Below are 22,912 nucleotides of genomic sequence, written 5' to 3' on the forward strand. Positions count from 1 at the left end.
TTTCTGGTGCGTACCGGGCTGAGAGGCGGTGTAAGTGAACTGTAGTTGCCATGTTTTACGGCAATGAGAGCAGAGATAGCGCTGATGTCCGGCAGTGCTTTTGCCGTTACGCACCACGCCTTCAGTAGCGGAGCAGGAAGGACATCTGATGGAAATGGAAGCCACGCAAGCACCTTAAAATCACCATCATACACTAAATCAGTAAGTTGGCAGCATTACCCGCTCGACGAGTGGAAACCAAAACGGTTCAGTCTCCCAATAACAAACACTACCCTGGTGAAATACGGAAAACTAGGATACATCGTTCCAAGACCACAAAAAATTCGTGGGCGTTGGCTGATAGATCGCCGAGCAGTATTTGTTGGGCCAGGTGAAACGGGAATTGCGCCGGAAATTCATACTGGCGATGATGATGCACTGAAGGAGATTTTAACTCATGTCACCGAGGCCACGAAAAAACAGCACTGACGTAGCCGGTCTTTACGAAAAGTTTGATCGCAGAACTGGCAGAGTTTACTACCAGTATAAAAATCCTGTGACTGGAAAATTTCACGGACTCGGAACAGACAAAGGTAAGGCAGAAAAAATCGCTTCCACAGCCAATCAGCGAATAGCTGCAGCAGAAGCTGAATATTTCATGCGCAAAATTGATGAAAGTCCGTCAGCAACAAAACGTCGGGGTATCAGATTAAAGGCATGGGTTGATCGATATCTGAAAATACAGGACACGCGACTGAAAAATGGAGATATTGCAGCTACAACTCACAAAGAAAAAACTCGAATGGCTGCATACCTGGTTTCCCGTCTGGGAAACCACCCATTGAAAGAACTGGAAGTAAGAGACTTTGCATTAATACTGGATGAGTGGCTGGATAAAGACATGGTCAGCACAGCGAGAGTAAATCGTGGATTATGGGTTGATATTTATAAAGAAGCACAGCATGCAGGGGAAGTTCCTCCTGGATGGAATCCTCCGGAGGCTACCCGTAAACCGATCCCTAAAGTAACCAGAGCCAGGCTCACCATGGAAGACTGGCAAAAAATTTACAATGCAACGCCTGAAAAACACTTTATCCGTAACGCAATGCTTCTTGCGATTGTTACTGGTCAGCGCCGTGATGACATTTGCCACATGCGTTTTTCAGATGTGTGGAACGAACACTTGCATATCACCCAGGGAAAAACCGGAATGCGTCTGGCGTTACCGCTTACACTACGCTGTGATGCCATTGGGATAACGTTAAAAGAAGTTATTGATGGGTGCCGAGACAGAATATTAAGTCCATATCTAATCCATAGTCGGCACCAGAAACAACCGAAGCCGATGAGTAAAGACAACCTGAGCGACTACTTTGCCAAAGCACGGGATCTGGCTGGGATAATTCCACCAGCAGGAAAAACTCCGCCAACATTTCATGAACAACGCTCTCTATCAGAACGGCTGTACCGTGCACAGGGTATCGATACAAAAACATTACTAGGACATAAAGTCCAGGCAACCACCGATCGCTATAACGATACTCGAGGTCAGGAATGGGTTTAAGCTGGTTATTTGACAAACACCATATGGAATATCCGTCACCATCTCAGGAAAAAAGTGTTGTAAAATGCGTGGCCTAGTTTTGGGGAAACGTTTTGGAGAGATTTTGGAGAAAGGAAAAAATTGAATAAATTCAAAATCCTGAAAGTGCTCCACCTTATGAATAAGAAGGTGGAACTCGAATGATCGGTCGACTGCTTCGCGGCGGTTTTATGACCGCTATCTACGCGTACCTGTATATCCCAATCATTATTTTGATTGTGAACTCCTTTAACAGCTCGCGCTTTGGCATCAACTGGCAGGGTTTTACCACCAAATGGTATAGCCTGCTGATGAACAACGACAGCCTGTTACAGGCAGCGCAGCATTCACTAACAATGGCGGTGTTTTCGGCGACGTTTGCTACGCTTATCGGTTCACTGACGGCAGTTGCGCTGTACCGTTATCGCTTTCGCGGTAAGCCGTTCGTTAGCGGAATGCTGTTTGTGGTAATGATATCACCAGATATCGTGATGGCAATTTCGCTGCTGGTGCTGTTTATGCTGCTGGGTATTCAGCTTGGCTTCTGGTCGCTGCTGTTCTCGCATATCACCTTCTGCCTGCCATTTGTGGTGGTGACGGTGTATTCGCGCCTGAAAGGTTTTGACGTGCGGATGCTGGAAGCGGCGAAAGATCTCGGTGCCAGCGAATTTACAATTCTGCGAAAAATCATACTGCCACTGGCAATGCCAGCGGTGGCAGCGGGCTGGGTGTTAAGCTTTACCCTGTCGATGGACGATGTGGTAGTTTCTTCGTTCGTCACCGGACCAAGTTATGAAATTCTGCCGTTAAAAATTTATTCGATGGTCAAAGTCGGCGTATCGCCGGAAGTTAACGCGCTGGCAACCATATTACTGGTGCTGTCGCTGGTGATGGTTATTGCCAGTCAGCTTATTGCTCGTGATAAAACGAAAGGTAACACAGGGGACGTTAAATGAAAAAATGGTCACGCCACCTGCTCGCGGCGGGTGCTCTGGCACTGGGCATGAGCGCCGCTCACGCCGATGACAACAACACGCTGTATTTCTACAACTGGACCGAGTACGTGCCGCCAGGACTGCTTGAACAGTTCACCAAAGAAACCTGTATTAAGGTTATCTATTCGACTTACGAGTCGAACGAAACCATGTACGCCAAGCTGAAAACGTACAAAGACGGTGCGTATGACCTGGTGGTTCCTTCAACCTATTACGTCGATAAAATGCGTAAAGAAGGGATGATCCAGAAGATCGACAAGTCGAAGTTAACGAACTTCAGCAATCTCGATCCAGACATGCTCAACAAGCCTTTTGACCCGAATAACGACTACTCCATTCCGTATATCTGGGGGGCGACGGCGATTGGTGTTAACGGTGATGCGGTGGATCCGAAATCTGTCACCAGCTGGGCCGATCTGTGGAAGCCAGAGTACAAAGGCAGCCTGCTGTTGACCGACGATGCCCGTGAAGTGTTCCAGATGGCGCTGCGTAAGCTGGGCTATTCCGGTAACACCACCGATCCGAAAGAGATTGAAGCTGCATATAACGAGCTGAAAAAACTGATGCCAAACGTCGCAGCGTTTAACTCCGATAACCCGGCTAACCCGTACATGGAAGGCGAAGTTAACCTCGGCATGATCTGGAACGGTTCTGCTTTCGTTGCACGCCAGGCGGGTACGCCTATTGACGTGGTGTGGCCGAAAGAAGGCGGCATATTCTGGATGGACAGCCTGGCGATCCCGGCAAATGCCAAAAACAAAGAAGGCGCGCTGAAATTGATCAACTTCCTGCTGCGCCCGGATGTGGCAAAACAGGTTGCTGAAACTATCGGTTATCCAACGCCAAACCTTGCGGCGCGTAAGCTGTTAAGTCCAGAAGTGGCGAACGATAAAACGCTCTACCCGGATGCTGAAACCATTAAAAATGGCGAATGGCAGAATGACGTTGGCGCAGCCAGCAGCATTTATGAAGAGTATTATCAGAAGCTGAAAGCAGGACGTTAATTCAGCAAGCGGGCGGTGGTATTACCGCCCGTTTTTTATTTAGCAAGGATGTGGCTAATGAGTCAGGACAGTAGAGTTTTATCCGACTCTTTCGTCGGTATTGTGGTCCGCTCGTAGGCCTGATAAGCGTAGCGCATCAGGCAATGCTTCCTGCTTTATAATCCCTTCAGCAACTTTTCAACAAACTCAGGCACCACCTGGCTTGCCGGGCCGTAATATTTCTCGGCAAATTCATTACCGACCTGACTTGGTTCGAGATTCAGTTCCACGGTGTGCGCGCCATGCAGTTTCGCTTCGTGAACAAACCCAGCCGCCGGATAAACATGCCCGGAAGTACCAATGGCAATGAAAATATCAGCCATCGACAACGCCATATAAATTTCATCCATGCCGAGTGGCATTTCGCCAAACCAAACGACGTGCGGGCGCAAGGGTGCCGGGAACTGGCAACAATGGCATTTATCTTCTGGCGTAACGTCTCCGGTCCAGTCGAGAACCTGACCACTTTGCGAACAACGAACTTTCAGCAATTCCCCATGCATATGAATGACATTGGTATTACCTGCGCGTTCATGCAGGTTGTCTATATTCTGCGTTACCAGCAAAAAGCGATCGCCGAGAGCGTCTTGCAGTTTAGCCAGCGCAAGATGCGCGGCGTTAGGCTGAATTTTTGGCTGCTGCAGCTGTCGACGACGGGCGTTATAAAACGCTTGCACCAGTTCAGGATCGCGATCGAAACCTTCCGGCGTTGCCACATCTTCAACCCGATGTTCTTCCCACAGGCCATCTGCGGCGCGAAAGGTACGAATACCTGATTCCGCAGAAATTCCTGCCCCTGTCAGTACGAGTACTCTTGGTTTTTCCATTGCTTCCGGCACCACTTTATCTCTGAAAAAAATACGCTGACGCAAACGCTCGCGCAGGCGGCGTTTATTTTTACGAAAACGACTTAACCGATGACCCCGACGCGACAGCATAGCAACCTCTGTTGTTTAATCGGTTAGATGTAGGAAGGCCGCACCACGCATTCCTCCCGCATCACCGTGGCGCGCGCGTTCAATGCGCGGAACACGAGCTACAGGTAAGAGATGACGAGGCAGCCTGTCCGCCAGTTGCGTTGTGATTGCCGGGAAATTCGATAAGCCACCACCAATGACGACCAGGTCAGGGTCAACAATGGTCAGGATATTTCCCAGACAAACCGCTAATAAATCCAGATAACGCTCAACGTGCGCCCTTGCCTGCTCATCGCCTTGATTATAAAGCGCAATAATTTCGGGAGCCTGCAACTGTTGATGATAATAGTGTTGATACAGCCACGCAAAACCGCGACCAGACAGATAATTCTCAATGCAGCCATGCTGACCACAGCCGCAGCGGCGTAACGGGAAATCCAACCCCATCATGGTTAACGCATCAACCGGCAGACGCATATGGCCAAACTCGCCGGTAATGTAGCTTTTACCGGTAATCGGTTTGCCGTTGAAAATCAGCCCACCGCCAACGCCGGTACCAAGAATCAACCCCATCACCAGTGGATATTGCGTAAATTCATCATCCCAGGCTTCTGAAAGGGCAAAACAGTTGGCATCGTTATCAAGGCGTACATCGCGATCAAGACGTGCGCTCAGGTCGGCACGCAGCGGTTTACCGCTGGCAGCGGGGACATTGGCGGCATACAGCGTACCATCTTCTGTTTCCGGCATTCCCGGTATACCAATGCCGACAGAACCTCTACAGCCAAAACGTTGATCAGCTTCGGCTACCAGCTCGCACACTGCATCTAAAAATGCGTCATAGCTGTCACGCGGTGTCGGCACCCGCTTTTCCCACTGCAACTGCCGACCGCTATCAAACACGCCAAGCGCAATTTTTGTTCCACCAATATCAAACCCGTAATACATTGCCGCTCCTTGTTTTAATGTACTGCCTTTACTGGCCGCTAAGGACTCGCGCAGGGTCAATATTACTGGCGCGCCGCGCCGGATACCAACTTGCCAAAAGACTCAGCAACAATGCTGTGACCAGTACGTAGAAGACGTCCAGCCAGTGCAATTCCGATGGCAGGAAGTCAATAAAATAGATATCGCTGGAGAGGAACTGATGACCGATCAGCTTTTCAATCCGCTCAATAATCGGGGTAAGTTGCAGTGAAACAACTACGCCGATAATCAGCCCACACAGGCTGCCGAACAGCCCTGCCAGCAATCCATACCAGACAAAGATGGCGCGAATTAAACCATCTTTCGCCCCCAGCGTTCTTAATACTGCGATATCGCCACTCTTATCTTTCACCGCCATCACTAAGGTGGAGACGATGTTGAAACAGGCCACGCCAATCACCAGTACCATCGCCAGATACATAATGGCGCGGATCATCTGGATATCGCGATACATATAGCCGTAAGTACCAATCCAGCTTTTAATATAAACATAGCTGTTGGTCATTTCACCCGCATCGCGTACCAGCTTATTGGCGTTGAAAACATCCGTCATTTTAAGGGCAATACCTGACACGCTGGAACCCATATCAAGATATTGTTGGGCATCCGCCAGCGGGATCATGGCAAAACTGTGATCGAGTTGGCCACTCAACTGCAAAATACCCGCAACGTGCAAACGCACACGTTTTGGCTGCATCAGTTTATGCTCAGGATTCGAGTTGGGGATCATGATCGACACCCAATCGCCCTGCTTCACTTTCAGCGCATCCGCCACGCCTTTGCCGATGATAATTTGCTGTTCGCCCGCTTTAAAATTGCGCCACGCATCCCCCTGAACAAACGAGGGTAATGCGCTCAGACGCTGTTCCTGTTGTGGGTTAACGCCCTTCACCTGGATTGCGCGCAGATTCGCTCCACTTTCCACCAGCCCGGTGAAATTGATATACGGCGCAGCGGCGGCAATACCCGGCACTTTCTGCACTTTATCCAGTGCTTCCTGCCAGTTAGTCCATGGCTGATTTACCGCTTCGATTTCACCATGCGGCACCACCGCCAGAATGCGGTTATTCAGTTCGCGTTCAAAGCCGTTCATCGCGCTTAAGCCGACGATCAATACCGCCACACCGAGGGCAATGCCAATGGTAGAAATGACGGAGATCAGCGACACCATGCCGCCGCGCCGCCGTCCGCGACTAAAACGCAGGCCAATTAATAACGATAAAGGCATCGCCATTACTCCGCCCCCATCAGGCTCAGTTCCGCCGTCAGACGTCCATCACGCATTTCTAACTGGCGGCTCATACGTTTCGCCAGTTGCAGGTCGTGAGTAACCACCAGGAAGGCGGTGCCCTGCAAGCGATTCAATTCCCCAAGCAACTGGAAGATGCTGTCGGCGTTACGCGCATCGAGGTTACCGGTAGGCTCATCCGCCAGTACCAGACGCGGATTATTGACCAGCGCACGGGCAATCGCTACACGCTGGCGTTCGCCGCCAGAAAGTTCAGATGGGCGGTGATTCGCACGATGCTCCAGCCCCACCGCTTTTAACATCTCCAGTGCACGGCTGTTGATTTCAGCGGGCTTTTTCTTGCCAATCAGCAGCGGCATAGCCACGTTTTCCAGGGCGGTAAAATCCGGCAGCAGGTGGTGAAACTGATAAATAAAGCCCAGTTTCTGGTTGCGCAGTTCTGCTTTTGCTGCCGACGACAGTTTGCTCATCGGTTGACCGTTAAAGATCACATCGCCGGAGGTTGGCGTATCCAGTCCGCCCAGCAGGTGCAGCAAGGTGCTTTTACCGGAACCAGAGCTACCGACGATCGCCATCATTTCACCTTCGCCGACGCTGAAACTGACATTGTGCAGTACATCGGTTTGCACACTGCCTTCCTGATAGCGTTTGCACAGGTTGTCGCATTGCAACAGGATCTTATTCATAACGTAAAGCCTCAGCGGGTTGTGTGGCGGCAGCGCGCCATGAAGGGTAAAGCGTAGACAGCAGCGCGATAGCCATCGCCACCAGCGCAATAACAATGACCTGTAAAGGTTCGATAGCCATCGGCAGCGCCGCGCCATCAAGCAGGACGCCGATTATTGGCATCAGATTATTTAACTGGCTGGCAAGCAGTGCGCCAAGCGCCGCTCCGAGGATCGCACCGATAATCCCGGCGCTGGCCCCTTGCACCATAAAGATCATCATGATTTGTCGCGGAGTTAAGCCTTGCGTTTGCAGGATCGCTACTTCGCCCTGCTTCTCCATCACCATCAGCCCCAGCGAGGTAATAATGTTAAACGCCGCAACGGCGACAATCAGGCTCAGCAGTAAACCCATCATATTTTTTTCCATGCGTACGGCCTGGAACAACTCGCCTTTACGATCACGCCAGTCCTGCCATTTGCTGTCTTCAGGCAGTTTTTGCTGACTTAATGAGTCGACTTTCAGCGGCTCATCCAGCCACAAACGCCAGCCGGTAATATTGCCTGCCGGATAACGCATCAGACGCGAGGCATCCTCAATATTCACCAGCATTTCATTGCCATCGACTTCACTGTTGGCGGCGAAAGTGCCAATCACATTGAACAGGCGCTGACTTGGAATACGCCCCATCGGCGTGAACTGGCTGGCAGATGGTACCATCATGCGGATTTGATCACCGCGATTAACGCCTAGCTGTGAGGCAAGTTGTTCGCCGAGGATGACATTATATTTCCCCGGCTCGAGGTCAGTTTGTTTCACATTGACCAGATACGGCGTTAGTGGATCTTTTTGCGCCGGATCGATACCCAGCATCACCCCGACCGCCACGCTGCGCGCGCTTTGCAGTACCACATCACCGGTAGTAATAGGTGCGACGCGATTAACGCCGTCCAGTTTGACTGCCGTTTCCGGGAGTTGCTGCGGGTTAATAGAGCCATGCTCAGAAGAGAGAATTGCCTGTGGCATCAGGCCAAGGATGTTGTTTTGCAGCTCGCGCTCAAAGCCGTTCATCACTGACAATACTGTGACCAGCGCCATCACCCCGAGGGTAATGCCGATGGTAGAAAGCCAGGAGACGAAACGACCGAAGCGATCCGCTGCACGCCCACGCATGTAACGCAGGCCAATAAATAGAGCGACAGGTTGGTACATGAAATCCGTCTGGTTGCTGTAGCAAAGACACGAGTATATAAGCGAAAGCAAGATGGGTAAACGTCTGAACTGTAAGTGATCGTCAGGGCTAATCTGAAAAGCCCCCGTAAATCAATCGGCTAAATTGCCATGTTTTATCATCAATCTTGCCGCCTGATCTTAATCTGAAAAATCATCCAATACAGACAGATACCCATTACACCTCGGGTCATAACCCGCAGGATCAACCGCATGTAAATTAAAAAAGAGCGTGTTGTCCTGATGAAACAAAAAGAGCTATGGATTAACCAGATCAAAGGGTTATGTATTTGTCCGGTGGTGATTTATCACTCGGTCATTACCTTTTATCCGCATATGACCACTTTTCCGCATCCGTTATCGGAAGTCCTGAGCAAATGCTGGATCTATTTCAATCTTTACCTTGCACCCTTTCGTATGCCGGTTTTTTTCTTTATATCCGGCTATTTGATTCGCCGCTATATCGACAGCGTACCGTGGGGAAATTGTCTCGATAAACGGATCTGGAACATCTTCTGGGTGCTGGCGCTTTGGGGCGTGGTGCAGTGGCTGGCGTTAAGTGCGCTGAACCAGTGGCTGGCACCTGAGCGCGATTTAAGCAATGCCTCCAATGCCGCTTATGCCGATTCCACCGGTGAGTTCCTGCACGGGATGATCACCGCCAGCACCAGCTTGTGGTATCTGTATGCGTTAATTGTCTATTTCGTGGTATGTAAAATTTTTAGCCGTCTGGCGCTGCCACTATTCGCCTTGTTTGTACTGCTGAGTGTGGCGGTTAATTTCGTTCCCACGCCGTGGTGGGGAATGAACAGTGTGATCCGCAATTTGCCTTATTACAGCCTTGGCGCATGGTTTGGCGCAACAATAATGACCTGTGTTAAAGAGGTACCGTTGCGCCGCCATCTGCTGATGGCTTCTTTGCTTACCGTTCTGGCGGTCGGTGCCTGGTTGTTTACTATCTCGCTGCTGTTGTCGCTGGTATCGATTGTGGTGATCATGAAGCTGTTTTATCAGTACGAGCAACGATTCGGTATGCGCTCCACCAGCCTGCTGAATGTGATTGGCTCCAACACCATTGCTATCTACACCACCCATCGCATTCTGGTTGAAATATTCAGCTTAACTCTGCTTGCGCAAATGAACGCAGCACGCTGGTCGCCGCAAGTCGAACTGACACTCCTGCTGGTTTATCCCTTTGTCAGTTTGTTCATCTGTACTGTTGCGGGCTTGCTGGTAAGAAAACTTTCACAGCGTGCATTCAGCGATCTGTTGTTCTCCCCGCCTTCACTGCCCGCTGCCGTCAGTTACTCCCGCTAAGCCATCGCCCCAGCCGGGGCGATTCAATTTGCTAAACCATGTCGATTACGGATAATGAACAGCATTGCTTATCAGAGATATGCCCCCATATGTTGAGGCATATCCTAACGAGAATCTGACAACCGTTATGCCTGAACAATATCGTTATACGCTGCCCGTCAAAGCGGGTGAGCAGCGTCTGCTGGGCGAGTTAACCGGCGCAGCCTGTGCAACGCTGGTAGCGGAAATTGCCGAACGTCACGCCGGTCCGGTGGTACTCATTGCACCAGATATGCAAAATGCTCTGCGTTTGCATGATGAAATCAGTCAGTTCACCGATCAGATGGTGATGAATCTGGCGGACTGGGAAACTCTTCCCTACGACAGCTTTTCGCCTCATCAGGACATTATCTCCTCGCGCCTTTCCACCCTTTACCAGCTACCGACGATGCAGCGTGGCGTACTGATTGTTCCGGTGAATACGCTTATGCAGCGCGTTTGCCCACACAGTTTTCTCCACGGTCATGCGCTGGTGATGAAAAAAGGTCAGCGCCTGTCACGAGATGCATTACGAACCCAACTGGACAGCGCCGGTTATCGCCATGTTGACCAGGTGATGGAGCACGGCGAATACGCCACGCGCGGCGCGTTGCTGGATCTCTTCCCGATGGGGAGTGAGCTGCCTTATCGTCTTGATTTCTTTGATGATGAAATCGACAGCCTGCGGGTGTTTGACGTCGACAGCCAGCGCACGCTGGAGGAAGTAGAAGCGATCAATCTGCTGCCCGCGCACGAATTTCCGACCGATAAAGCGGCAATTGAACTGTTCCGCAGCCAGTGGCGCGATACCTTCGAAGTGAAGCGCGATCCGGAACATATTTACCAGCAAGTGAGTAAAGGCACATTACCTGCCGGGATCGAGTACTGGCAGCCATTGTTCTTCAGCGAACCACTGCCGCCGCTGTTCAGTTATTTCCCTGCCAATACCTTGCTCGTGAATACTGGCGATCTGGAAACCAGTGCCGAACGTTTCCAGGCTGACACGCTGGCGCGTTTTGAGAATCGCGGCGTCGATCCGATGCGCCCGCTGTTGCCACCACAATCGCTCTGGCTGCGGGTGGACGAGCTCTTCTCAGAGCTGAAAAACTGGCCCCGGGTGCAGCTAAAAACTAAACATTTACCGACAAAAGCCGCGAATGCCAATTTAGGTTTCCAGAAACTGCCAGACCTAGCCGTTCAGGCGCAACAAAAAGCGCCGCTGGATGCGCTGCGTAAGTTCCTCGAGACTTTCGACGGTCCGGTGGTGTTCTCGGTAGAAAGTGAAGGTCGCCGTGAAGCGCTGGGTGAACTGCTCGCACGAATTAAAATTGCTCCGCAACGCATTATGCGTCTTGATGAAGCCAGCGACCGTGGGCGTTATCTGATGATTGGCGCTGCCGAACATGGTTTTGTCGATAAGGTGCGTAATCTGGCGCTGATCTGCGAAAGCGATCTGCTCGGTGAACGTGTTGCCCGCCGTCGTCAGGATTCTCGCCGCACCATCAACCCCGATACACTGATCCGTAACCTTGCGGAGCTGCATATTGGTCAGCCGGTGGTCCATCTGGAGCACGGTGTCGGGCGCTATGCCGGAATGACCACGCTCGAAGCGGGCGGCATTACTGGCGAGTATTTGATGCTCACCTATGCCAACGACGCCAAACTGTATGTTCCGGTGTCGTCACTGCATCTGATTAGCCGTTACGCAGGTGGCGCGGAAGAAAACGCCCCGCTGCATAAACTTGGCGGCGATGCGTGGTCACGCGCGCGGCAGAAAGCGGCGGAAAAAGTGCGTGATGTGGCGGCGGAATTGCTGGATATCTACGCGCAACGCGCCGCCAAAGAGGGCTTCGCGTTTAAACACGATCGTGAGCAGTATCAGTTGTTCTGCGACAGCTTCCCGTTTGAAACCACGCCGGATCAGGCGCAGGCCATTAATGCGGTACTTAGCGACATGTGTCAGCCGCTGGCAATGGATCGTCTGGTGTGCGGCGATGTTGGCTTTGGTAAAACAGAAGTGGCGATGCGCGCCGCTTTCCTGGCAGTAGATAACCACAAGCAGGTGGCGGTGTTGGTGCCTACCACCCTTCTCGCGCAGCAGCATTACGACAACTTCCGCGACCGTTTCGCCAACTGGCCGGTACGTATCGAAATGATCTCCCGTTTCCGCAGCGCCAAAGAGCAGACGCAAATCCTTGCGGAAGTGGCGGAAGGGAAAATCGATATTCTGATCGGTACGCACAAACTGCTGCAAAGTGACGTCAAGTTTAAAGATTTAGGCCTGCTGATTGTCGATGAAGAACACCGCTTCGGGGTGCGTCATAAAGAGCGCATTAAAGCGATGCGCGCGAACGTGGATATTCTGACGCTTACTGCAACGCCGATCCCACGCACGCTGAATATGGCAATGAGCGGAATGCGTGACCTGTCGATTATCGCCACGCCGCCCGCCCGTCGTCTGGCAGTTAAAACCTTTGTCCGTGAGTATGACAGCCTGGTGGTCCGGGAGGCGATCCTGCGTGAAATTTTGCGCGGGGGGCAGGTTTATTATCTCTACAATGATGTGGAAAACATCCAGAAAGCTGCCGAACGGCTGGCAGAACTGGTGCCAGAAGCGCGGATCGCCATCGGTCACGGGCAGATGCGCGAGCGCGAACTGGAACGGGTGATGAATGATTTCCATCATCAACGTTTCAACGTGCTGGTTTGTACAACCATTATCGAAACCGGGATCGACATCCCGACAGCCAACACCATTATCATTGAACGCGCGGATCACTTCGGTCTGGCGCAGCTGCACCAGTTACGCGGTCGCGTCGGACGTTCACATCATCAGGCATATGCATGGCTGCTGACGCCGCATCCAAAAGCGATGACTACCGATGCACAAAAACGTCTTGAAGCGATTGCCTCGCTGGAAGATCTCGGTGCAGGCTTTGCGCTGGCAACGCACGATCTGGAGATCCGCGGCGCGGGTGAACTGCTTGGCGAAGAACAAAGTGGCTCAATGGAAACCATCGGTTTCTCGCTGTATATGGAGTTGCTGGAAAACGCCGTCGATGCACTGAAAGCCGGACGCGAGCCGTCGCTGGAAGATCTCACCAGCCAGCAAACAGAAGTCGAGCTGCGGATGCCGTCGCTATTGCCAGATGATTTCATTCCTGACGTGAATACGCGTTTGTCGTTCTATAAACGTATTGCCAGCGCCAAAACGGAAAACGAACTGGAAGAGATCAAAGTCGAGCTTATCGATCGCTTCGGCCTGCTGCCGGATCCGGCGCGTACCCTGCTGGATGTTGCCCGTCTGCGCCAGCAAGCGCAGAAACTGGGGATCAGGAAGCTGGAAGGTAATGAGAAAGGCGGGGTGATCGAATTTGCCGAGAAGAATCACGTTAATCCGGCCTGGTTGATTGGTTTGCTGCAAAAACAGCCGCAGCATTACCGCCTTGATGGTCCGACGCGCCTGAAATTTATTCAGGATTTGAGTGAGCGGAAAACGCGTATCGAATGGGTACGCCAGTTTATGCGTGAACTGGAAGAGAACGCGATCGCTTAATGGTAAATCGGGGGCGTTTCTGCGCCCCCCATCGGCAACATTTACAAATTCTTTGCACTTCCCTGCACTATCCGACACTGTCACCATCCATAATTCAGGCTTATCTGTTTATTACAATAACCTTATATTTATTATGGATTTTGGTGATGATCAAAACGCGTTTTTCTCGCTGGCTAACGTTTTTTACGTTCGCCGCTGCCGTGGCGCTGGCGCTACCGGCAAAAGCCAACACCTGGCCGCTGCCGCCAGCGGCAGTCGTCTGGTTGGCGAAAACAAATTTCATGTGGTGGAAAATGACGGTGGTTCTCTGGAAGCCATCGCCAAAAAATATAACGTCGGCTTTCTCGCTCTGTTACAGGCTAACCCCGGCGTTGATCCTTACGTACCGCGCGCGGGCAGCGTGTTAACGATCCCGTTGCAAACCCTACTTCCAGACGCGCCGCGCGAAGGCATTGTGATCAACATTGCGGAGCTGCGTCTCTATTACTACCCGCCGGGTAAAAATTCGGTAACCGTGTATCCAATAGGTATTGGTCAGTTAGGTGGTGACACGCTGACACCGACAATGGTGACCACCGTTTCAGACAAACGTGCAAACCCAACCTGGACGCCAACGGCAAACACCCGCGCCCGTTATAAAGCACAGGGAATTGAGTTGCCTGCGGTAGTGCCGGCTGGACCGGATAACCCAATGGGCCATCATGCGATTCGTCTGGCGGCCTATGGCGGCGTTTATTTGCTTCATGGTACGAACGCCGATTTCGGCATTGGCATGCGGGTAAGTTCTGGCTGTATTCGTCTGCGGGATGACGATATCAAAACACTCTTTAGCCAGGTCACCCCAGGCACCAAAGTGAATATCATCAACACTCCGATAAAAGTCTCTGCCGAACCAAACGGTGCGCGTCTGGTTGAAGTACATCAGCCGCTGTCAGAGAAGATTGATGACGATCCGCAGCTGCTGCCAATTACGCTGAATAGCGCAATGCAATCATTTAAAGATGCAGCACAAACTGACGCTGAAGTGATGCAACATGTGATGGATGTCCGTTCCGGGATGCCGGTGGATGTCCGCCGTCATCAAGTGAGCCCACAAACTCTGTAAATCCTGGATAAAAAAAAATCCCCGCGACACGGCATGTCGCGGGGAAAAAATCAGCAGTAGCAGGCATTAATGAGGGTTAATGCTTATTTATAAATTACTGCTGTTCCATGGAGGGTATTCGGACCGGTTACAGAAGTAATACGGAAAGATTTTGCACCCATCTCATCCGCTTTTTGCGCCAGCTGCTCTTCCAGCGATCCCAGATTTGTCCCCGCTTTAGCACTGATTGTACCGACTTTTTGTTGGCCTTCTGGCGTTGACTGAACTTCGACAGCCGCAAAGCTGGCAAATGACATGGAGCTTAAAATCGCCGCAGCGATGAGGGTTTTTACGTTTTTCATAATAGTGGCCTTATGCAGATGAATGACGTCGCAAGCAATTACTTAACGATCGATAACTAAATGACAGATGTGATCTGGATCACATACAAGATATTTTTTATAACAATCATTAATTAATTTAAAAATCTTTAAATTTCAGTTAAATAGAAAGCAATTATTTTTATGGGATCTGGACTGGTGAACGGAGGTGATTATTTTTATAATAATCTTTCATTCACAGTCACCAGGTACAACGGCATCATGGCAACTGACTCAACACAATGTGTAAAAAAAAGCCGTGGCCGCCCAAAAGTGTTCGACAGGGATGCCGCGCTTGATAAGGCCATGAAATTGTTCTGGCAACACGGTTATGAAGCGACTTCTCTTGCGGACCTCGTCGAAGCGACCGGAGCCAAAGCGCCCACGCTATACGCGGAATTTACCAACAAAGAGGGGTTATTTCGTGCCGTTCTCGACCGCTATATCGATCGTTTTGCCGCTAAGCATGAAGCACAGCTGTTTTGTGAAGAGAAAAGCGTGGAGTCTGCGCTGGCTGACTATTTTGCTGCCATCGCCAACTGCTTTACCAGCAAAGACACCCCGGCAGGCTGCTTCATGATCAACAACTGCACCACCCTCTCCCCAGATTCAGGAGATATCGCCAATACGTTGAAATCACGCCATGCGATGCAAGAGCGCACTTTGCAGCAGTTTTTATGTCAACGACAAGCGCGCGGGGAAATCCCGACCCACTGTGACGTGACACATCTGGCAGAATTCCTTAATTGTATTATTCAGGGGATGTCGATCAGCGCACGCGAAGGTGCATCGCTGGAAAAACTAATGCAGATTGCCGGAACGACTTTGCGTTTATGGCCCGAACTGGTGAAATAAGTCGCAAAAAAAGCCCCTCAGCCTGAGCGAATGAGGGGCCAAATTGCAGAGTACAGCCTTGTTATACTTTGTTATTCAAAATCAGTTGCCCATTACTATCTAGCGGGATCTGCGTACCCGGATCGCGGTCCATGCGGATTTTGCCCTGCTGATCGCCAATCTTATAGGTCACATCATAACCGAGCATTTTTTCTGACTTGTCATACACCGTTTTACAACGCTGTTGCGTAGTCGTGTAAGTATCGCTTTCCTGGAGAGAGCCCTGGATCTGGTTACCGGCATATCCACCACCCAGCGCCCCCACAACAGTGGCGACATCTTTACCGCGACCACCGCCAAACTGATGCCCTATCACGCCGCCAGCAACAGCGCCGAGCACCGACCCGGTAATGCGATTTTCATCCTGCACCGGTCGACGATGGGTCACTGTGACGTTGCGACACTCCTGACGCGGTGTTTTAACCGTTTCCTTGATTGGGGTTGCAGAAACAACCTGAGCGTATTGCGGGCCACGTTCAAACACGTTCAGACTGGCCACTGCCGCTACGCCCAGCGCAGCTGCGACACCAATCCCGATACCCGCCAACATTGATTTATTCACGGGAACACCTCCTTCTTTGCAGTTATGCCAATCATGCAAGCGAAGGAGAAAAGCAGCTATCAGACAGAAGATGAAAAGCGCGGGAATGGCTGGAAATACTTAATGATTCGGAGGAGTCTGAAGGAATGCCTGATGCGACGCTTAACGCGTCTTATCAGGCCTACCGCTCGTACCATTTGTCCAGGGCGGATGAGGCGTTTATGCCACATCCGCCAGTGTACGTCGATTAATGCAACTTCAAACGCGGACGGATAACGCGGTTAATACTCCCCACCAGCATCATTAATCCGGTTTTAAAGTAACCATGCAGCGCAATCTGATGCATTCGGTATAGCGAGATATATACAAAGCGCGCAATTCGTCCTTCAATCATCATTGAGCCGCGCGTCAAGTTACCCATCAGGCTACCAACGGTGGAGAAGTTCGACAGCGATACCAGTGAACCATGATCTTTATACTGATAATTTTTCAGCGGCTTACCGTTTATCTGCGCCAGAATATTGTTCATTGCGCAAGTCGCCATCTGGTGTGCAGCCTGAGCACGCGGCGGAACAAAGCCCCCTTCCGGACGCGTGCATGACGCGCAGTCGCCAATAGCGTAAATGTCTGGATCGTGGGTGGTTTGCAGCGTCGGTTCCACCACCAGCTGGTTGATACGGTTAGTTTCAAGACCACCGATATCTTTCAGGAAGTCTGGCGCTTTGATCCCGGCTGCCCACACCATCAGATCAGCCTCAATATATTCACCATCTTTAGTGTGCAGGCCGCCTTCATCAGCACTGGTGACCATGGTTTGCGTCAGCACGCGAACGCCAAGTTTCGTTAACTCACTATGGGCCGCAGCAGAGATGCGTGGCGGTAATGCAGGCAAAATACGTTCTCCCGCTTCTACTAGCGTTACGTTCAGGGCTTCGTTGGTCAGACCTTTATAACCGTAGCTGTGCAGTTGCTTGACCGCGTTATGCAACTCAGCGGAGAGTTCTACACCCGTCGCGCCGCCACCGACAATCGCAATGTTCACTTTGCCATTCGCGCCCAGGTTGGCGGAGTATTTCAGGAACAGATTCAGCATCTCCTGGTGGAAGCGACGCGCCTGGTGCGGGTTATCGAGGAAAATGCAGTTCTCTTTGACGCCTGGCGTATTGAAATCGTTAGAGGTGCTACCCAGCGCCATGACCAGGGTATCATAGGCGATTTTACGTTCCGGAACCAGCAGTTCACCTTTCTCGTCGCGTAGTTCTGCAATAGTGATTGTTTTCGCTTCACGATCAATATCAATGACGGAACCCAACTGGAACTGGAAACCATGATTGCGCGCATGGGCCAGATAGCTCAACGCATCGACGCCTTCATCAAGCGAGCCAGTCGCCACTTCGTGCAGCAGCGGTTTCCACAGGTGGCTGTGGTTACGATCGACCAGCGTAATTTTGGCTTTTTTCTTACGTCCCAGCTTATGCCCCAGCTGTGTTGCCATTTCCAGCCCACCAGCACCGCCGCCGACAATCACAATCTTTTTCAATGGCGTAGTCAACGTGACCCCCTTAAATTTATTAACCAATTGTTAATTAATGGTTATTAACATAGCTCTTAATTAACAACAGGTTACAGCAATGAAAATGTTCTTCGCTATTGAGAATAACATGAATGGTGCATTGGTCATACCAAAATTGATGTTAATCAAGTTTTGTTGCTGAAAAGATAGGCGACTTTACCGGGTGAGATCAAAAAATAGAGTTTATTGTTTATTATTTGAGCGAATTTGTGAGAGTGATATAGAGTGAGGGGTGTATGCAGGGCGTTCGGTAGGCCTGATAAGAGGCGCATCAGGCATTGATGCTCGACTGTCGATGCGGCGTAAACGCCTTATCCGACTTACAGAATTCGGAGCGCATCAGGTACCGGCAAGGTTACCTGATGCGACGAGGGCATTTACCCGAGGGTTTTGAACGCTTTAATGCGCTGCAAATGCGGGGAGATATTCTTGAATTTGTGCGTCTGCTCTTCGTCCCAGACAATCTCGTAATAATGATGCAACTCTTCAGATGTCCGCTGGCTGTTAAGCGCTTCATCATTACGCGACAAAATCACCAGGCAACGATCGCGATTCTTCTCGCGGAAGTTGGTCACACACTTAGTGGCAATATCGGCATACTCTTCCGGGCGATCAATCTTGCCTTCCATGTTCTCATAAGGGAACAAATTAGGGTTGAAGATCACCTGGCGGATATCGCAAAGAAAACCAATCCGTTCCGCCCAGTATCCGCCCAGACCAACGCCGCAAATCAGCGGACGCTCGTCGACGTTCAGTTGCAACATTTTGTCCACTTCTTTAAGCAGATGCTGCATATCATGTTTCGGATGCCGCGTACTGTAGCTTATCAAGCGTACATCCGGGTCAATAAACTGCAATTGTAAGACTTTCTCGTGGTTACCCGGACTGTTAGAGTCAAAACCGTGTAAATAGATAATCATCGCTTCCTCACATAAGCCAGGGTTAGTGACCTGCTTTCTCTTCCTGCCAGCGTTCATGTAACTGATTCAGACGGGTGCTGCTCGCCTTCCAGCGAGCCGAGTCCATCAGTTCCTGTCGCGAAAATGAACCTTTATGATACAAACGTGTAACACGTTCTGCCTTGATCGGTGACAGATTATCTAACACGCTGACGGCCCCTTTACGATTATTGCAGACCAGGATCATATCGCAACCTGCGTCCAGTGATGCCTGCCCGCGTTCGGCATAACTGCCCATAATCGCGGCACCTTCCATCGATAAATCGTCAGAGAAAATTACACCGTCAAAACACAGTTCCTGACGCAAAACGGTTTTCAGCCAGTAAGAAGAACCGCTCGCCGGACGCGGATCAACATCACTGTAGATCACATGCGCAGGCATAATGGCGTCGAGTTTATTTTCGCGGATTAACGTGCTGAAAACCGACATATCTTTGGCACGAATTTCCGCTTGCGGGCGTGGGTCGCACGGCGTCTCTTTGTGTGAATCTGCAGTTACTGCACCGTGTCCTGGGAAGTGTTTCCCGGTCGTTTTCATTCCGGCTTCATGCATCCCATCAATAAACCGACTAGCGATTGCCAGGGCTTTTTCTGGGTCGGCATGATAAGAACGCTCGCCAATCGCCGCGCTGATATGTCCTACATCCAGCACTGGCGCAAAGCTGATATCAATATCCATAGCGATCATTTCGCTGGCCATCAGCCAACCCGCCTCTTGCGCCAGTTTGCCGCCCTCTTCCATTCCCAACAGCGCAGCAAAGGATTGTGCTGCCGGTAAGCGGGTAAAACCTTCGCGAAAACGCTGCACGCGTCCACCTTCCTGATCTACCGCCACCACCAGATGATTGCGCGATGCTGCGCGGATCTGGCGCACCAGTTCACGTAACTGGGCAGGATCATGATAGTTACGCGTAAAGAGAATCAGCCCTCCCACCAGCGGATGCGCCAGTATTTCACGCTCTTCCGCGTCCAGTTCATAACCTTCGACATCCAACATTACTGGACCCACACTGCTCTCCTTATTGTTTTATTAATAGCTGCCGCCAGGTGTCATCGGCCAGCCTGATAAATTGTTGATCGCCGGTTTGTCGCCAGCGGTACTCAAACCACCCTGCTTTGAGCATCAGCAGCCAGGGAAACCATCGCCTGACCTGACGCCATAATTGCGCCGGATAAATCTTCGCGCGAGTGGCATAGTCATTGACCAATTGCCGGTGCTGTTCAGTATTTTCCACCCACACCGCCGCCAGTTCCAGCGCGGTATCACCATCTCCGGCATACTCCCAGTCGATGAGTTTTAACCCTGATGCGCTATGCACTAAATTTCCGGCGTGGACATCCATATGCAATGGACTTAAGCGTAAAGGTCGTGGTTCCCGCGCTTTGCGCAGACGTTTTAACATTCGCAGCCAACCCACAGTCCGCCGCGCCGGATCGCTTTGCTGCCAGTACAGTTCCAGTAACGGCAACAGCGTTATTCGCCAGCCAAAACGTGGTTGTTGATGTAGATAATACAGCAAGCCTGCCAGTTCGTTGGTATCCGGCAAATACGTTTTTACCGCGCCGGGCAGATAGTCGACTACCATCCAGTCACGGAGATATAAATGCGGCTTCGGTGCAATGCTTGCGGGTAGTTGTGATAAAGCCCGATACTGGCGCAAGAACGCGGACTGCGGCGCATCAGGATCGTGCGGCTGACGCACAACAAAACGCTGGCCCTGATGTTCAATGAGAAAACTACCGCCACTAAGCCCACTATTAAACGTCGTGACGGGATGAAACTGCGGGAAAAAGCGCGACAGCAATTCGTCGCGCGTGATGGGATTATTACTGCGAAACGGCACCTTTACCTGACCAGATAATTTCGCCCGTCTGCACCAGCATCAGCTGCATTTGTAGGGTCGGAGCGTTAACGTTGCCAGAGGCGCTGGAGTACAGCACGTAATGAGCGCCGACATTGCGGGCAATGCCTATGGCTTTACTACGGGTGCCTAAACTGTCCTGCGGCGACAAACCTAACTGTTGCTTAGCCATCGACAGTTGCTGGGCGGAAACCAGGGTAAATTTCCCGTTATTAGCCAGCGCATTTCGCAGCGTTTCGGTCGCTTCTGCGGCATTCAGCGAACCGTTAGTACGGTTGTTAACGCTATCAACCAGCAGGACGCTACCCGCAGTCACCCCGTCAGCCCCAAGCATCTTACTGACTATCGGCTGCATTGCGCCATTCCAGTCATAATGGCGAATATGCGGCGCAGGCGGTGCCGTTCGATCTTCGTGCTCAATTGGGCCTGGCTGCTGCGGGATCGTCGGCACCGAGGGCACTGTGGGGACAGGCTGTTGTGGCTCGGCTGGTTGTTCCGGCGCTGGTTTCACTTCTTCTACCGGTGCAGGTTCACGTTGCCCCACACACCCGGCGAGAAACATCGCCAGCGCGGTAATCAAGGCGTAGCGACTCATTTTTGTCATCAAGATTCACCCCTTACAAATATAGATAAAGTCTGACTTTGTGCGCCCCCAGAAAATTGGCGCTGCCGTACAGCGTTACCGCCGAATGTGCGGGAATGGTAACGCTGCGTGGCCTTTCCAGAGGATGCATCTCCAGCCCTCTGGCGTCATACCAGTAAAAACGATAATGAACGGTAACGGGTTTTTGCCTTTCGTTATAAAGCGTTGAGGATGCTGAAGGTTGAATATCAGACGTCGAAAGGACGGGCTTTTCTGCACTGATGCCCGCAGCCAATAAAGATGACTCCATCACCAGCGATTGCTCATCATTCACCGGAATTTCCGGATGTGAACGACAGCCCACCAGCAGTAACAACACCAGAGACACCAGCCCAAAGCATCCTTTTCTCATCGTTACAGACCTTTATGCGCCAGCATTGGTCCCAGCGGACGGCCACCCAACAAGTGCATATGGATGTGGTAAACCTCTTGTCCGCCATGGCGGTTGGTATTCATGATCAGACGATAGCCATCTTCGGCAATACCTTCTTGCTCAGCAATTTTTGCCACTACGGTGATCATGCGTCCCAGCGCCTGCTCATGCTCAGCTGAGACGTCGTTCACAGTCGGAATGAGGATATTCGGAATGATCAGAATATGCGTTGGCGCTTGCGGCGAAATATCGCGAAACGCCGTTACCAGATCATCCTGGTAGACGATATCGGAGGGGATCTCACGACGAATAATTTTGCTGAATATAGTTTCTTCTGCCACGACATTTTCCTTTTTCAAATAGCCATGCGTTGCGCCATGCTACGCCGCGCCACACTGCGAGTATAGAGTATGGTCGAGTTAAACCTGCTCTTTCAACCTTAACTCACGATTTCTTAAGCAAAAAATCGTTTTGCTGCCGTATATATCGCCATTATTCCCATTTCTGCCTGCGAATGCGCTGAAAAGACATTCTCTGTTTGGTTTACACGACAAATATGAATGCGTATATTTCTCATTTGCATTTACAAACAAAATTATTCGCACACTAAATATAATCGCTCATCACCCTCCTCCGGCATGAGCCTGACGACAACATAAACCATGAGATTTCAAATGCTTTCAACACAATTTAACAGGGATAATCAATATCAAGCCATCACCAAACCGTCACTACTTGCCGGTTGCATAGCACTGGCACTATTACCTTCTGCCGCTTTTGCTGCACCAGCCACTGAAGAAACGGTGATTGTTGAGGGTTCAGCCACAGCTCCAGATGATGGCGAAAATGGGTAATGACTCCAACTTACTGATAGTGTTTTATGTTCAGATAATGCCCGATGACCTTGTCATGCAGCTCCACCGATTTTGAGAACGACAGTGACTTCCGTCCCAGCCTTGCCAGATGTTGTCTCAGATTCAGATTATGTCGCTCAATGCGCTGAGTGTAACGCTTGCTGATAACGTGCAGCTTTCCCTTCAGGCGTGATTCATACAGCGGCCAGC

General features: G+C 51.0%; 23 protein-coding genes and 2 pseudogenes. 9 read left to right on the forward strand and 16 right to left on the reverse strand.

The genetic code is table 11. From position 1 onward, the window contains the following. On the reverse strand, positions 1–165 hold a 165-nt coding region (locus tag BHE85_RS21570; RefSeq protein ID WP_047664789.1), incomplete at its 3' end, for an IS1 family transposase. A gap of 93 nt (positions 166–258) precedes the next feature. On the opposite strand from BHE85_RS21570, the gene BHE85_RS21575 reads away from it, so the two are divergent. The 4 genes from BHE85_RS21575 to potD all read left to right on the forward strand — a co-directional run bounded on the left by BHE85_RS21575 (position 259) and on the right by potD (position 3,560). Then, positions 259–468, forward strand: coding sequence for a hypothetical protein (locus BHE85_RS21575; RefSeq protein WP_044325913.1), 210 nt, complete (start codon positions 259–261; stop codon positions 466–468). Then, positions 437–1,543 (forward strand): phage integrase Arm DNA-binding domain-containing protein, encoded by a 1,107-nt coding sequence (locus BHE85_RS21580; RefSeq protein ID WP_000074982.1) that lies wholly within the window; start codon positions 437–439, stop codon positions 1,541–1,543. Before BHE85_RS21575 ends, BHE85_RS21580 begins: the two co-directional genes overlap by 32 nt. Positions 1,544–1,722: 179 nt before the next feature. Beyond that, positions 1,723–2,517 (forward strand): spermidine/putrescine ABC transporter permease PotC, encoded by a 795-nt coding sequence (gene potC / locus BHE85_RS21585; RefSeq protein WP_000580307.1) that lies wholly within the window; start codon positions 1,723–1,725, stop codon positions 2,515–2,517. After that, positions 2,514–3,560, forward strand: a complete 1,047-nt coding sequence (gene potD, locus BHE85_RS21590; protein WP_000759300.1) for a spermidine/putrescine ABC transporter substrate-binding protein PotD — start codon at positions 2,514–2,516, stop codon at positions 3,558–3,560. The genes potC and potD overlap by 4 nt, the downstream gene beginning before the upstream one ends. A gap of 155 nt (positions 3,561–3,715) precedes the next feature. On the opposite strand, the gene cobB is transcribed toward potD, so the two are convergent. The 5 genes from cobB to lolC are packed head-to-tail and all read right to left on the reverse strand — an operon-like array spanning position 3,716 to position 8,630. Further along, on the reverse strand, positions 3,716–4,537 hold the full coding sequence (cobB, locus tag BHE85_RS21600; RefSeq protein ID WP_000952744.1) for a Sir2 family NAD+-dependent deacetylase: 822 nt from the start codon (positions 4,535–4,537) through the stop codon (positions 3,716–3,718). Positions 4,538–4,552: 15 nt separating this feature from the next. Beyond that, positions 4,553–5,464 (reverse strand): N-acetylglucosamine kinase, encoded by a 912-nt coding sequence (nagK, locus tag BHE85_RS21605; protein WP_000291293.1) that lies wholly within the window; start codon positions 5,462–5,464, stop codon positions 4,553–4,555. Between the two features lie 28 nt (positions 5,465–5,492). Continuing rightward, the gene (gene lolE, locus BHE85_RS21610; protein WP_001251377.1) at positions 5,493–6,737 is read right to left on the reverse strand and encodes a lipoprotein-releasing ABC transporter permease subunit LolE; all 1,245 of its coding nucleotides are present in this window, start codon (positions 6,735–6,737) and stop codon (positions 5,493–5,495) included. Beyond that, the gene (lolD, locus tag BHE85_RS21615; protein WP_001033695.1) at positions 6,737–7,438 is read right to left on the reverse strand and encodes a lipoprotein-releasing ABC transporter ATP-binding protein LolD; all 702 of its coding nucleotides are present in this window, start codon (positions 7,436–7,438) and stop codon (positions 6,737–6,739) included. The genes lolE and lolD overlap by 1 nt, the downstream gene beginning before the upstream one ends. Then, positions 7,431–8,630, reverse strand: coding sequence for a lipoprotein-releasing ABC transporter permease subunit LolC (lolC, locus tag BHE85_RS21620; RefSeq protein WP_004984604.1), 1,200 nt, complete (start codon positions 8,628–8,630; stop codon positions 7,431–7,433). Before lolC ends, lolD begins: the two co-directional genes overlap by 8 nt. Before the next feature lie 261 nt (positions 8,631–8,891). On the opposite strand from lolC, the gene BHE85_RS21625 reads away from it, so the two are divergent. From BHE85_RS21625 to ldtC, 3 genes and pseudogenes are all read left to right on the forward strand, one after another. After that, the gene (locus tag BHE85_RS21625; RefSeq protein ID WP_000810307.1) at positions 8,892–9,965 is read left to right on the forward strand and encodes an acyltransferase family protein; all 1,074 of its coding nucleotides are present in this window, start codon (positions 8,892–8,894) and stop codon (positions 9,963–9,965) included. 127 nt (positions 9,966–10,092) lie between these two features. After that, entirely contained in the window at positions 10,093–13,539 is a 3,447-nt protein-coding gene (gene mfd, locus BHE85_RS21630) for a transcription-repair coupling factor (RefSeq protein ID WP_004984571.1), read from the forward strand. 143 nt (positions 13,540–13,682) lie between these two features. After that, positions 13,683–14,644 (forward strand): annotated as a pseudogene (ldtC, locus tag BHE85_RS21635) (L,D-transpeptidase LdtC). 83 nt (positions 14,645–14,727) lie between these two features. On the opposite strand, the gene bhsA reads toward ldtC, so the two are convergent. Continuing rightward, the gene (gene bhsA / locus BHE85_RS21640) at positions 14,728–14,985 is read right to left on the reverse strand and encodes a multiple stress resistance protein BhsA (protein WP_000800148.1); all 258 of its coding nucleotides are present in this window, start codon (positions 14,983–14,985) and stop codon (positions 14,728–14,730) included. A 240-nt stretch (positions 14,986–15,225) separates the two neighbouring features. Here bhsA and comR point away from each other — a divergent pair, with 240 nt between their 5' ends. Continuing rightward, positions 15,226–15,858, forward strand: a complete 633-nt coding sequence (gene comR, locus BHE85_RS21645) for a TetR family copper-responsive transcriptional repressor ComR (RefSeq protein WP_000179805.1) — start codon at positions 15,226–15,228, stop codon at positions 15,856–15,858. 61 nt (positions 15,859–15,919) lie between these two features. On the opposite strand, the gene BHE85_RS21650 is transcribed toward comR, so the two are convergent. The 8 genes from BHE85_RS21650 to hinT all read right to left on the reverse strand — a co-directional run bounded on the left by BHE85_RS21650 (position 15,920) and on the right by hinT (position 22,189). Beyond that, complete coding sequence (locus tag BHE85_RS21650) at positions 15,920–16,459, reverse strand: glycine zipper 2TM domain-containing protein (RefSeq protein ID WP_001043459.1); 540 nt, start codon at positions 16,457–16,459, stop codon at positions 15,920–15,922. Between the two features lie 226 nt (positions 16,460–16,685). Beyond that, positions 16,686–17,990, reverse strand: coding sequence for an NADH-quinone dehydrogenase (gene ndh, locus BHE85_RS21655; RefSeq protein ID WP_004984506.1), 1,305 nt, complete (start codon positions 17,988–17,990; stop codon positions 16,686–16,688). A 398-nt stretch (positions 17,991–18,388) separates the two neighbouring features. Further along, the gene (ycfP, locus tag BHE85_RS21660) at positions 18,389–18,931 is read right to left on the reverse strand and encodes an alpha/beta hydrolase YcfP (RefSeq protein WP_000587933.1); all 543 of its coding nucleotides are present in this window, start codon (positions 18,929–18,931) and stop codon (positions 18,389–18,391) included. A gap of 22 nt (positions 18,932–18,953) precedes the next feature. After that, on the reverse strand, positions 18,954–19,979 hold the full coding sequence (gene nagZ, locus BHE85_RS21665) for a beta-N-acetylhexosaminidase (protein WP_000529288.1): 1,026 nt from the start codon (positions 19,977–19,979) through the stop codon (positions 18,954–18,956). Positions 19,980–19,989: 10 nt separating this feature from the next. Then, a complete protein-coding gene (gene thiK / locus BHE85_RS21670) occupies positions 19,990–20,814 on the reverse strand; it encodes a thiamine kinase (protein ID WP_001116581.1) in 825 nt (274 codons plus the stop codon). Then, positions 20,798–21,436, reverse strand: a complete 639-nt coding sequence (gene lpoB / locus BHE85_RS21675) for a penicillin-binding protein activator LpoB (protein ID WP_000164447.1) — start codon at positions 21,434–21,436, stop codon at positions 20,798–20,800. The genes thiK and lpoB overlap by 17 nt, the downstream gene beginning before the upstream one ends. A 13-nt stretch (positions 21,437–21,449) precedes the next feature. Next, the gene (locus BHE85_RS21680; RefSeq protein WP_001225298.1) at positions 21,450–21,827 is read right to left on the reverse strand and encodes a YcfL family protein; all 378 of its coding nucleotides are present in this window, start codon (positions 21,825–21,827) and stop codon (positions 21,450–21,452) included. A gap of 2 nt (positions 21,828–21,829) precedes the next feature. After that, positions 21,830–22,189 carry a purine nucleoside phosphoramidase gene (gene hinT / locus BHE85_RS21685; protein ID WP_004984573.1) on the reverse strand — a complete coding sequence of 120 codons (360 nt, stop codon included), beginning with the start codon at positions 22,187–22,189 and terminating at the stop codon, positions 21,830–21,832. Between the two features lie 333 nt (positions 22,190–22,522). Here hinT and BHE85_RS21690 point away from each other — a divergent pair. Next, a pseudogene (locus tag BHE85_RS21690) lies at positions 22,523–22,696 on the forward strand (hypothetical protein); the annotation flags it as partial. 16 nt (positions 22,697–22,712) lie between these two features. On the opposite strand, the gene BHE85_RS21695 reads toward BHE85_RS21690, so the two are convergent. Then, positions 22,713–22,912, reverse strand: a 200-nt coding sequence (locus tag BHE85_RS21695) for an IS1 family transposase (protein WP_000327172.1), incomplete at its 5' end; no start/stop codon positions are given.

Origin of the sequence: Shigella sp. FC1567 (assembly GCF_001743015.1) — a bacterium.
Classification (GTDB): Bacteria; Pseudomonadota; Gammaproteobacteria; order Enterobacterales; family Enterobacteriaceae; genus Escherichia; species Escherichia coli.